Annotated in this window: 9 protein-coding genes; 7 read left to right on the plus strand and 2 right to left on the minus strand. The window is 41.7% G+C overall.

Features of this window, described 5'->3' with window-relative positions; genetic code table 11:
- Window position 1 precedes the first annotated feature (1 nt).
- From R2Q78_RS13125 to R2Q78_RS13150, 6 genes are all read left to right on the plus strand, one after another.
- Window positions 2-1,801 carry a RagB/SusD family nutrient uptake outer membrane protein gene (locus R2Q78_RS13125; RefSeq protein ID WP_316792591.1) on the plus strand — a complete coding sequence of 600 codons (1,800 nt, stop codon included), beginning with the start codon at window positions 2-4 and terminating at the stop codon, window positions 1,799-1,801.
- Between the two features lie 92 nt (window positions 1,802-1,893).
- Window positions 1,894-4,371, plus strand: coding sequence for a beta-galactosidase (locus R2Q78_RS13130; protein ID WP_316792593.1), 2,478 nt, complete (start codon window positions 1,894-1,896; stop codon window positions 4,369-4,371).
- A 30-nt stretch (window positions 4,372-4,401) separates the two neighbouring features.
- On the plus strand, window positions 4,402-7,332 hold the full coding sequence (locus tag R2Q78_RS13135; protein ID WP_316792595.1) for a glycoside hydrolase family 2 TIM barrel-domain containing protein: 2,931 nt from the start codon (window positions 4,402-4,404) through the stop codon (window positions 7,330-7,332).
- Between the two features lie 183 nt (window positions 7,333-7,515).
- Window positions 7,516-8,052: a GNAT family N-acetyltransferase gene (locus tag R2Q78_RS13140; RefSeq protein WP_316792597.1), complete on the plus strand. Its 537-nt coding sequence runs from the start codon at window positions 7,516-7,518 to the stop codon at window positions 8,050-8,052.
- A gap of 10 nt (window positions 8,053-8,062) precedes the next feature.
- Window positions 8,063-8,254 (plus strand): hypothetical protein, encoded by a 192-nt coding sequence (locus tag R2Q78_RS13145; RefSeq protein WP_316792599.1) that lies wholly within the window; start codon window positions 8,063-8,065, stop codon window positions 8,252-8,254.
- A gap of 117 nt (window positions 8,255-8,371) precedes the next feature.
- Window positions 8,372-10,030: a two-component regulator propeller domain-containing protein gene (locus R2Q78_RS13150; protein WP_316792602.1), complete on the plus strand. Its 1,659-nt coding sequence runs from the start codon at window positions 8,372-8,374 to the stop codon at window positions 10,028-10,030.
- On the opposite strand, the gene R2Q78_RS13155 is transcribed toward R2Q78_RS13150, so the two are convergent.
- Window positions 10,020-10,907, minus strand: coding sequence for a winged helix-turn-helix domain-containing protein (locus tag R2Q78_RS13155; RefSeq protein WP_316792604.1), 888 nt, complete (start codon window positions 10,905-10,907; stop codon window positions 10,020-10,022). The genes R2Q78_RS13150 and R2Q78_RS13155 overlap by 11 nt on opposite strands.
- Before the next feature lie 476 nt (window positions 10,908-11,383).
- Window positions 11,384-11,716: a phage holin family protein gene (locus R2Q78_RS13160; RefSeq protein WP_316792605.1), complete on the minus strand. Its 333-nt coding sequence runs from the start codon at window positions 11,714-11,716 to the stop codon at window positions 11,384-11,386.
- A gap of 37 nt (window positions 11,717-11,753) precedes the next feature.
- Here R2Q78_RS13160 and R2Q78_RS13165 point away from each other — a divergent pair, with 37 nt between their 5' ends.
- Window positions 11,754-11,936, plus strand: coding sequence for a hypothetical protein (locus R2Q78_RS13165; RefSeq protein ID WP_316792607.1), 183 nt, complete (start codon window positions 11,754-11,756; stop codon window positions 11,934-11,936).
- Window positions 11,937-11,938: the final 2 nt, after the last annotated feature.

Here is an 11,938-nt window from a genome sequence, read left to right on the forward strand (position 1 = left end):
CATGAAACTCAATAATAAATATATAAAATTCTTTGTTGGCGGTATATCGGCAGTATTGCTGATGTGGGGTTGTAAGAAAGGATTGGATTACCCAAATAATAGCGTAATCAGTCCGGAAATGGTATGGGGTGATGCCAATATGATAAAGGCTTATTTGAATGGTATTTATGGAAGATCAATGCCGGAATGGCCATTTAACGGTGCCAGTTCCGATGAAGCCATCAATGCACCCAAGGATTTCGGGAACTATCTGCGTGGTATTATTTCGGAATCTGGTACTACTTCTAATCTTGATTACAACATCATAGATAGAGCTAACTTTTTTCTGGATGAATTGGCAAATGTACCTACCACGGTTTTACCTGAGCAACTGAACAAGCAATATGTGGGTGAGGCCAAATTCTGGAGAGCCTGGTCTTATTGGGGTATGGTAAATCGGGTAGGAGGAGTTCCAATTATTTTGCACAAACAGGATTTTAATGATGTGCCAGGTTTGTTTAAACCCCGTAATAAAACATCTGAATGCATTGCTCAGATTATTAAAGATTTAGACAGTGCAATTCTGTTACTGCCTGGTGTTTATGCTAATGCAGCAGCAGATTATGGACGCATTACCAAAGTTGCAGCGATGGCTATGAAGGGAAGAATATTGCTTAGTTATGCAAGCCCCTTGTTTAACCCCACTAATGACCCTACACGCTGGCAAGCAGCCTACGATGCATGTAAAGCCGCGGTTGATTTTGGTGCAACTCAGGGGCATGACCTGCATCCAAGATTTCATACCATCTGGACCGACGAGCGTAATAAGGAAGTGGTAATGGTAAATCAGTTCTTTTATCCTGGTCACTCTAATAATTTTGGTTTTCTTCGTCCGGGTGCTGAGAATACCAATCAACCTTTGTTATCGCTGTTACTTGCTTTCCCTAAAAAAGATGGCTCTCCAATGCAGTTTGATAAGAACCAACTGAATGATCCTGCATACAACAGCCAGTTCATGACTGATTTTTATACGAATCGTGATGACCGTTTTTTTTCTACGATTTATTGTGGCGGAACGCCACAACCAACTCCTGAAGAACAAGCTCCTGGCTATATTAAAGGTATGAGCTTTTGGAGTGTTTGGCGTCAAGATGGTGTAGATAAATATACCAATATAGCTCAAACTATTCATCCCGGGTATGGCGGTAATATGGGTTGTACCGGATTCTTTCAACGTAAAGGTATTGATACCACAGTTAATACAGTGGATAGGTTTAAGGCCCAAACTGACTGGGTAGAGATGCGTTATGCCGAATTGCTGATGAATTATGGCGAATGTGCCAATGAATTGGGTAAATCAACGGAGGCTTTAGAGGTATTAAAAAGAATCAGAAAGCGTGCAGGTATTACTGCAGGTGCTGGTGCGAACTATGGACTTACAGCATCAACCACTACAGATATAAGAGAAGCTTATATTAAAGAGCGTTTTGTGGAGTTTGCTTTTGAGAATAAACGATTTAATGACTTACGTCGATGGAAACGCTACGATATTCTGAATAACCAAATGGGAAGACATGGTTTGTATATTACGGTGAAGAGTATGAGCAACTTGCCTTTGCCATATGAAAAAATCACCAGCGCTGATGCACGTGCCAAGCTGACTGCAAACTATATTGATAATCTTGATGGCGATGCGACCTATAAATTTAACCTTGATTTGAATCACTGGTTTTATGCACTTCCACCATCCCAGATTTCTCAGTCAAAAAATGTTTTGCAGCAAAATAAAGAATGGGGTGGAACTTTTGACCCATTACAATAAGTGAAGTAAAGGGGGCTGGTTAGAGCCCCTTTTTTACTTCCTATACACCGAAATCTTAATAAAAAATGTTAAAAAAATCTTTACACACACAAATGTTCCGTAACGCCTGCTTGCTATTGCTTTTGTTGGTAAGTAACGCGAACGGTCAAACCCAGCAATTAACGACATCATTGTTGCCTGTGAAGCAGTTTGCTCATCCGGATCGGATCCGTTATGATGGCTCATGTATGACCATCGATGGAAAGGATATTTTTATCTATAGTGCCGCCTTCCATTATTTTCGTTGTCCGCAAGAGCTATGGCGTGATCGTTTCCAAAAGATTAAAGCAGCCGGATTTAATACTGTTGAAACTTACATTCCCTGGAACTGGCATGAACGCACAATGCCCTCTGGACTAAATGATAATTCCAAATTCGATTTTAAAGACCTGAAAGCCTGGTTAAAGATGGCGCAGGAAGAATTTGGTTTTTACACCATTGTACGCCCAGGACCATTTCTTTGTGCCGAATGGTCGGGCGGAGGTTATCCCCGCTGGCTGGCCAAGTTTGGTCCAGGAAAAGGCGATTTGTGGTTACGCAGTGCCGATCCTGAACATATCAAATGGTCTGTTCATTGGTACAATGCCGTTTCTAAAGCATTAGCCCCAGAACAGATTAGTCGGAAGAAGAATGGACAGAAGGGGATTATTATGTTTCAGATCGAAAACGAATATGATGCCCATGGCACTAAAGACAAAGAAGCCTTTCTAAAAGCCTTGTATCATTCTTATAAAAACAATGGTATCGATGTGCCTTTGTTTACTTGTCTTACCAGCCAAACCAGGGCCAGCAAAGATCCCGAATTGTCGCAGGTATTCGATTGCGATAATTATTATGTAGCCAATTTAAGTGATGCGCCAAGTTGTGCCCGTCGCATGTACGATCTTCGCAAAAAACAAAGCGATGCTCCTGGTTTTGTAACGGAATTACAAGGAGGCTGGTTTTCTTTGGTAACCGGAACATTGAGTGAAGAACATTATTCTGATGCACGTCATTTTAAGGCAATTGGTTTAATGAGCATGCTTGGAGGTGGTACCGGTATCAACTACTATATGTTTTTTGGTGGTACTCATTTTGACGGTTGGGGAGCACGAGGCATGACCACCAGTTATGACTATAATGCAGCCATCAGAGAAAACGGAGCAACAAGCCCAAAATATTTTGCAGCCAAAGCTATGGGGGAATTTATAAAGCAGTACGGGACTAAACTGGCAAGATCAGCAGGTGGACCTTGTGAACTAAAAGATGCACCTAAATCACTTTTTGGTGGACTCCGCATAGCACCTGATGGTACCAAATTTGTTTTTCTCCACAATACAGATCCAGACAAAGCTTTAAAAGGTAGGGTAACTGTAGTACCTGGTCAAGTGGCCCAATCCACAGAACCGATTTACAATGTGAATCAGAACGGAGAGAAAGTATTGATTAAAACAGCTGCAGTGACAAATGATCACACTGCTGCAAATGATTCATTTACCATTAATTTCAATTTGCCAGATCTTGGGGCACAGGTATTGGTGATTCCTCCGGGTGCTACTCCTGAACAGGGTAAATGGTGCTTAAAGGAGCCAGAGCAACCTGTTCGTCCATCGGTAGATATTACACCAATACGCATAGCAAGTGCCTTGCGTTATAACGATCCTGTAAATGAAGCTAAATGGAAAGCACTTCCAAAAGAAACTTCTTTGTCAGAAATGGGGATCAATGATTTTCGATACAACCTGTACCGTTCAAAAGTTACCCTGAGTGCAGCCGATATTCAGCAAGAAAACAGGCTCTTGTTTAACATGTTTACCCGTGATATTGTTTCTGTAAAAGTTAATGGCAAAATTCCTAAACGTCTTTTTCCTGAAAAAGCAGATGTACAAACCTGGATTACGCGCGGTGCTTATTCGCGCATCCGTTCCAAAGAATTCGACAATCGTTTTGATGTCACCGGTTTACTAAAAGCAGGTGAAAATGAAATTGTAGTGGTATACGAAAACCTTGGCCATGCGCATGGTTATGTACCTATGGAAGAGTTGGCGGGTATCAGGCAGGCCGGACTTTCCACAACGGATACCGTGTTAACACATCCACTGCAGTGGGAGCTGGCTACAGATGTTGCAGGCGTCACAAAAGGTTTTACTGCACCGTCATTTAAGGCTGACAAATGGGAGCGTGTTGCACTAAACACGCATGATGAAATTCCCCGCAAGGGCAATGGTGTTCAACCAAAAGGGGAGCAAACAGGTTTGTTTACCTGGTACAGAGTCGAGTTTTCCTTACCGGAAAAGGATGCTAAAGTATGGATGCCATGGATGGCCAAAATTAATGCTTCTGGAAATGGGTATTTATGGCTAAATGGACATAACATCGGTCGCCATTGGGAAGCGGGCCCACAACGTGAGTTCTTTTTGCCTGAATGTTGGTTGAATTCCGGAGCTAAGAAGAATGTATTGGTATTTGGACTACGCCAAACGGTTAATGGTGCAACCATTGACGCTATAGAAGTAATGCCGTATCCTAATTCAGCAGAGTTCAGAAAATAACTGTTATTTGTAAATGATTATTAAATAAAGATGTCTAGAATATTTCAAAAGTGCATTGTGCTTTCCATCATCCTATTGATGCAGACTGGCTATGCAAACAGTAAAAGTAAAAACCCAAGGGTAGACTATAACCTGAATACAGGTTGGGCATTTTATAGAGGCGATGCGAAGCATGCCCAGATGCTCAATTATGATGATTCAAAATGGATGCCGGTAGTTTTACCACATATCATGCAATTGGAAAAGAAACACAACGGAGGTGATATTATCTATGACGGTGTTGGATGGTACCGCCGCTACTTTAAACTATCCAAGGATCAGGCTGATAAGCGGGTTCTTCTGAATTTTGAAGGAATTATGAGCAACAGCGAAGTGTTTGTAAACGGAGAAAGCGTCGGTATCCACCACGGGGGATACGTTGGATTTACAATGGATGTTTCGAACAAAGTAAAATTCAACAATGAAAATAACGTGATCGCTGTTCGCGTATCAGCAGAATATGATTCACTGACGCCCCCAGGAAAACCACAAGGCCGATTGGATTTTTATTATTACAGCGGTATTTATCGTGATGCAAATCTGATCGTAACCGATAAACTTCATATTACGAGTGAGCTGGCTCAGCATAGTACCAGGGCAAGTGGCGTTTTTGTAACTTATCCCCAAGTAAATGAGCAGCAGTCAGTGGTTCATGTGAAAACTGAAGTTGCCAATTCATATGCAGCTGCGAAAGAAGGATATTTGCAAACCTTGCTTAAAGATGCAAAAGGAAAAGTAGTGGCCCGGAGCAAAAGTAAATTTCAGCTCGGAGTAGGTAAGCATACGTTGATTGAGCAGGATTTGAATTTGATTAATCCTAACTTATGGTATACATATACCCCTTATATGTATTCGTTGGAGAGCCAGGTATTATTTGAGGATGGAAAGGTAGTAGATGTTCGAACTGAAAAGATAGGCGTCCGTACAATTAAGTTTACGCGTGATGGAGGTTTCTTTATCAATGGAAAGCATTTGTATCTGGTAGGTGCCAATCGTCATGAGGCTTTTCCTAACATCGGTGATGCTGCCTCAAATTCAATGCAGGAGCGGGATGTTATTGAGATGAAAAAAGGAGGATACAATGCGGTGAGAGCAGCGCATTATCCACAGGATCCAGCTTTTTTGGCTGCTTGTGATAAATATGGACTGCTGGTTGTGGAATGTGTGCCGGGCTGGCAGATTTTTAATGAAAATCCGGTTTTTGCTGATCGCCTCGAATCCATTACGCGAAACATGATCAGAAGGGATCGGAATAGAGCTGCTATTGTATTATGGGAAACTGCGTTAAATGAAACAACCTACCCTCTACAAGTTGTTAAACGTATTTTTGATGCAGCCCATGAAGAGTATCCGGGAGATCAGCTTTATACAGCCGGTGACTATTTTAGCCATGAAGAAACAGAACCCTATTATGATGTTTTCTACAAGCAGGTCAGCAAGTTTCCCAAAGACGGGAGCGTGATGAGTAATTATCTGGAAGACCAGATCGCTGTTAAACCGCTTTTTTCAAGGGAATGGGGAGATGGTGTGGGCGAAAAACCCCGCGTAAGCATGGTTGAAAACGAGTATGAGCAGATGCGGCAAGGGCGTAGCCGTTTGAGGCAATTGAATGGTGACGGATATTTTGACTGGTGTATGCTGGATGCCAATCCCCGGATGGGCGGACATTTTATGTGGAGTTACAACGATTATACCCGGGGTGCAGAGGAAGAAACGATGTATTCAGGAGTCGTAGATGTGAATCGGTATCCGAAGTTTGCCTATTATATGATGCAGAGCATGCGGCCCAGTGGAATTTCGCAAAAGGGACTGTATGAGGGACCGGTGGTATTCGTTGCTTCCTTTAACTCGTCCGGCAAGTATAAAACCTCGACTTCTGAGATCACAGTTTATTCAAATTGTGACGCTGTTGAGCTGTATAGAAACAATAAGTTGATTGGAAAACAGACCCGTGCCGAGCGGGCAAAAGTATATCCTCATATCGTGGCGAAGGGTGGGAGTCCAAGTTTTGTGTTCGATGCCGGAGGTTTTGAGCCAGGAGAATTGAAGGCCATAGGATACATAAATGGAAAAAAGGTGACCGAGCACGCAGTTCGGACTGCCGGTGAAGCCGATCACCTGGAGATAGTTATTCCTGATCACCACATCACTCCTGTAGCAGATGGGTCAGATATGATTCCGGTTTATTTTAAAATATGCGATGCCAATGGCTCATTAGTACATGATGCAAAATCTGAAATTTTCATTAAGGTAAAAGGGGAAGGTGCATTGATAGGTGACGGTATATCGAGAGTTGAAATCAACCCTCAGGCGGTAGAGGCTGGGATCGGTTTCGCATTTATCAGAACATCCAAAAAAGCGGGAAAAATAGAAATCCAGGTTGAATCCAAAGGGATGAAGGCCGGCCAGTTAACCATAAACACAGTCGCGTACAAAGGGATGCATTTGCCGGATGGTACCCATGGCGAATTTAAAGGGCAGGAAGAAGATGGTGCAATAGTCAAGCCCACCAAATGGGATAAAGGTTTTCTTACTAAACCCAAAGTGGAGATCAGTCATGTTGCCACAACATCTTCCCACCCAGATTTTCCTGCAACAAATTTATTAGACGGCAATGATTACAGTTGGTGGATTGCCAATCAGGATCAATTTCCTCAAGTAGTTACTTTGACCTTGAAAGAACCAACAACTGTAGTAGGAAGTCGGGTAAGATTTCAAAAAGATAGTTCAAAGTATGGTCATAAGGTGGAGGTGTCCTCAGATGGTAAAACCTGGGAACTGGTGTACGAAAAGGAATGTACAGGCTGGGACTTTAAACCTGTTCGTTTCAAAAAGACAATCAAGTATTTCAGAGTCTCGATATTATCTGCGAGCGAGGGTAGGGCTGGACTGGCAGAAGTAACACTCTTTAAAGATAAATAAATTAAAAGAAGAGAATTGATAAAAGGTATTGGTTTAGTTGCCGGAGCATTGTCCATACAGTGCGGTGCGATGGCAGCAGAATCGGTTGCCTGTCCTAAAACCACCTGGTGTGTGCGCAAAACAAAATCATCGTGATTTATTTTGCAGCTCATTCTTTCCTTGGTTAACTTTGTTTATCAATAGATGAGTATGAGAGGAGTAGTTAAGATTCAGAAAGCAGGTTTAGAGGATTTGCACACATTGCAGAACATTGGTAGGAATACCTTTTTTGAAACTTTTGCAGAGAGCAATACCGATGAAGATATGCAGCAGTATCTGGCTGTAAATTTCAGTCTAAATAAGTTAAGCGCTGAGCTGGCGGAAAATGATTCTCATTTTTATATAGCTTTTGATGGTGATGAGGCTGTTGGCTACCTTAAGGTTAATGCCGGACAAGCACAGACAGAATTACGTGAAGATCATTCTCTGGAAATTGAACGGATCTATGTACTCAGTACCCATCATGGTAAGAAGGTCGGCCAGTTGCTGTATGAGCAGTCGTTAGACGTGGCTGGGGAGCTGGGTAAGTCATCTATTTGGCTTGGGGTTTGGGAAAAGAATCTAAAAGCGATACGGTTCTATGAAAAAAATGGCTTTGTTGCCTTTGACACACATATTTTTAAAATGGGTGATGATGAACAGACAGACCTTATGATGAGAAAAGAATTGATCACAATATGAATTCGAGTTTATGATCGTATATGAAAAGGCAGAGCTGGAAGAGGCGTTGCGGGCTATAAAGTCAACGCTGAGTAAGTGTGAGAAAGCCATTCTCAATTTAAAAGAAAATTCTGCTCAGTATACCTTAACGATCCGAAGGATTGATGCGCTCGGTATTTCGGTTGAACTGATACAAAGGGAGCTGGACAGATTCACGGATTAGGCTGCAAAACTTTATTTACAAAATTTACATTTTTATTTACAATCCAAATTCGTCGCTCTGAAAGATATCAAAGTAGATTTGTTCAATCAATTCTGATAGGATTAATAAATAAAAGTTATGAAACACATACACGTATATGCATTGCTCTTAATGTCTGTTTTTCTCATTTCCTGTGGACAAAACAAAACAGGCCTGCCGCAAGCTAATATCAAATCCGAAATTAACGACATAGGACCTAACATCATGGTTCGTAATCTAAAAAAAGGCAGAAATGGCGCCATTTTGATTGCCGGTCCGAACAACTCATCATTTGGTGATGTTTTTCGCTACGATGGAAAATCTTTTACTAATCTTACCAATAAAATAGGTCCGCACCGGTTCTGGGACGTACTGGAAGACCGTCGGGGAAATATGTGGTTCGCCACTACAGATTCAGGCGTTTATTATTACAACAATTCAGCGCCGCTCGGCGCGGGGGTGAAATCTATTCAGCATTTCACCACAAAGGAGGGATTGGCCAATAATCGGGTGATGTCTGTTTATGAAGATAAAGCCGGCATGATCTGGTTCGGTACCGGATCTGGAATAAGCCGTTTTGATGGAAAGTCATTTCAGAATTTCACGATACCTAATGCGCCGCGTGTTTATAACGATGGAAAATGGAATAATGATGTCAATACCGTCGTTGAAGATAAAACAGGGAAATTGTGGGTTGGTACAAGAGGCGCCGCCTTTGTTTACGACGGGAAAAAATTTACTGCGTTAACCCATAATGGCGAACCCTTCATCGACGTTTGGAGCATCATAGAAGATAAAAAAGGCAATATTTGGCTCAGCGGTTTCAATGGTTTTAAGGTAAGCCAGACCGGTGGCCTCTGGCGCTATGACGGCAGTACTTTTACTAAGGTGTCGGAGAGAGGTGCTAATACTATAGTCGAGGATAAAAAGGGAAATATCTGGACTACTGGTTCAGTAAATCCTGCTAATCCGACGGTTCAGGCGCTTTCCCGTTATGCTGCTAATTCCCTGGATGGTAAGCCAATGGTAACCGAATTAAAGTCTGGAAAGGCTTTTTACGGGCTTTTGGAAGCTAACGATGGAAGTATTTGGTTTGGCGATGCGACTGGAGTGTACCGTTATGATGGAAAGACCATTACGGACTTTTATAATAAAGCCGATCAGAAAAAATATATCATAGATACGAAGCAAAGTGTTGTAGTGTGGAAGGGGTCTATGGTGTTTGGTGGATGGGAAGGTACTAAGTTTCTTGGTGATGGTTCAAATACAGGGGACGTCGATATATTAAAAGGAGAATTACTGATCGAAAACAGTCGTCTGATGAGTGGTGCAGTCGAAGTCGATATGAAGACCATTGAAAATTTTGTTGATCAACGTTCACTCAATCAATTACCTGCATTTTTTGATGTCAAAAAATTCCCTGTTGCTGCATTCGCTATTACGAAGGTTGAAACAGGGAATGGTGGAAATGCGAAAGTTCCAAATGATGGAAGTATAAGAGTTAATGATGGAAATGTAAAAGTTACAGGGAACTTGACGATTGAAGGTATCACGAAGGCAGTTACTTTTCCAGCCAAAATGCAATTTAAGGATGGCATGGACGGAATTGTCGAAATGAATGGCGCGCTGATCATTGATCGAACAGACTGGGGTATCGATTATTCGTCAGAAAAACACTTTGATAAGTCTGGTGATGGAATTATTTCGGATGAGGTTAAACTCTTTATGAAAATCGTGGCGAAAAAAGTCAAACGTTAATTTCAAGTTTATACCCCTTGCCGCGTATCACAACGATGTTGATATTCGGATCAAGTTCCAGTTTTTTTCTGAGTTTTGATATAAACATATCCAGGCTGCGCCCAACAATAACACCTTCATCTTCCCAGATCTCTTTCTGTAACCGGCTTCTTTCTATGGTTTCGTTGGGAGATAATGCGAAAATGAGCAATACACGTGTTTCCGTTCCGGTCAGGACTATGGTTTCGTTATTTATGCTTAGCAACCGTTCCTGGGCATTAAACAAGACTGAGCCAAAAGAGAATATATGGGAAGATTGAGACTTTGGTAATACGTTCCGCGGCTTGGTGGATCTCAAAAAAACAAACCCAATAAATGCTAAAAATGGCAGGCTGCCCAGAAGATATTCATTTTTTACTGCCTGTATGCCCATTGGTTTGAATTTGATATTGATTGTGTAATGTGCCATGGGTTGTTTTCTCCCTGAACATGCCATAATATTATCCTTTTCCTTTCCAGATATAGCGTATCCATAGGCTACACTGTTGTCACTATTGATGACATTAACTACATAGTCACTTGCGAGTGGATCTTTCGCCAAAACACGCCGGGTAGTATTCACCAGGGAGTCCGGTTGAAAAGCAAAATCCTTCTCAAACCTGATCTGGTATTCATTTTCTGCGATCTTTTTTACCGGGAGCACCCTTGATGTATTGTCGCCCGATTGTAGAAGTAGTTCATGCCCGATGCTGCGGAGCAAAACTTCCCTTCTGGCGAAGTCAAAACTGTCACCGCTGATCATACTGAAAGCAGCGCAGATGATAAAAACAAATAAGAGCAATATCATTCCGCCCAGGTACTTGCGTTTCCCGGAGAGAATATTTCGGCTATCTAGCATAGTGTCAAGTTTTTATTTGCAAAGTTTGCATTTTTATTTACAATACTGATGCTTTCGGAAGGAAAGATATCAAAGTAATTTCGCTGGATCAATTTAATAAGATATGAAACCGGGTGTCTTTTAGTGTGCGCTGGATTTTGCTGCGCTGCAACAGCGCTGTTTCTGAGGTGCCGCTCCGGTGTTGGCTTCGATCCTGACCGAAAGAACAGCGGAGATTAAGCGTAAATACACCGCAATTGATACAGCCGCATAGCATGCAGTCTGCTTAGAACCGTCAATGTATTAAATATCCCATTCTTGTCACGATGATTTGTCATCCATAACTGCACTTTGTCATTCAGACCTGCATTTTGTAATCCAGGCCTGAATTTTGTCCAGAACGAAGTGAAGGATCTAATCTTCTTCCTTTAAGATTTCCAGTCTTTGTTCTCTGCAGATATCAACGCATCTTTTTTAGCACGGAACCAACCGGGATGCTAGATAAAGCTGATAATACTTCCCGTGATCGCCATCACAAGAGCGATGATCAGTGCAGGTGTAAATCCCTTGATGTAAAAATCAGAGAATAACTTATCAGCTATTTTTATCATTATTGCGGTAACTATCAGGTGGACGACAAAAGACAGCAATCCGAAGGTAACGACATTGAGCGGAAACCTTAAAAGCCAGCCTACTGTAGCATTCAGCAAGCCAATGACAAGCGCCACCAAAACTGCCGTAGTAAAGTTTTTAATGGTTACCGTGGGTAATATATAGGTCATTCCTAATAATATCCCCGCATTAAGAAGTATTAATAATATGAAATTCATACTGGCAATTTAGTGTATAGGTTTTATATCAGGAAGTATGGATATGAAAATAAACTCTTTTGTTGCTTCAATCCATCTTTTAGGTGTTAAAGAAAAGCTATTGGTGCCTGATAGATTTTTAATTCCATCGAATCCGATGGAATTAAATGCGGATTATGAAGTACTTCCCAAAGCCCAACAAAATCTCTGGTACTTCGGTTCCTTAGCCAGTTTTGAATAATG

The organism is Pedobacter frigoris, assembly GCF_032678645.1.
Taxonomy (GTDB): Bacteria; Bacteroidota; Bacteroidia; order Sphingobacteriales; family Sphingobacteriaceae; genus Pedobacter; species Pedobacter frigoris_A.

Excerpts from the sequence above, each read along its gene's own strand:
- R2Q78_RS13150 (WP_316792602.1), top strand. The coding sequence starts at position 8,372 with ATGAAACACATACACGTATATGCATTGCTCTTAATGTCTGTTTTTCTC.
- R2Q78_RS13130 (WP_316792593.1), top strand. The coding sequence starts at position 1,894 with ATGTTCCGTAACGCCTGCTTGCTATTGCTTTTGTTGGTAAGTAACGCG.
- R2Q78_RS13160 (WP_316792605.1), bottom strand. The coding sequence starts at position 11,716 with ATGAATTTCATATTATTAATACTTCTTAATGCGGGGATATTATTAGGA.
- R2Q78_RS13155 (WP_316792604.1), bottom strand. The coding sequence starts at position 10,907 with ATGCTAGATAGCCGAAATATTCTCTCCGGGAAACGCAAGTACCTGGGC.
- R2Q78_RS13165 (WP_316792607.1), top strand. The coding sequence starts at position 11,754 with ATGGATATGAAAATAAACTCTTTTGTTGCTTCAATCCATCTTTTAGGT.
- R2Q78_RS13145 (WP_316792599.1), top strand. The coding sequence starts at position 8,063 with ATGATCGTATATGAAAAGGCAGAGCTGGAAGAGGCGTTGCGGGCTATA.
- R2Q78_RS13140 (WP_316792597.1), top strand. The coding sequence starts at position 7,516 with ATGAGTATGAGAGGAGTAGTTAAGATTCAGAAAGCAGGTTTAGAGGAT.
- R2Q78_RS13125 (WP_316792591.1), top strand. The coding sequence starts at position 2 with ATGAAACTCAATAATAAATATATAAAATTCTTTGTTGGCGGTATATCG.
- R2Q78_RS13135 (WP_316792595.1), top strand. The coding sequence starts at position 4,402 with ATGTCTAGAATATTTCAAAAGTGCATTGTGCTTTCCATCATCCTATTG.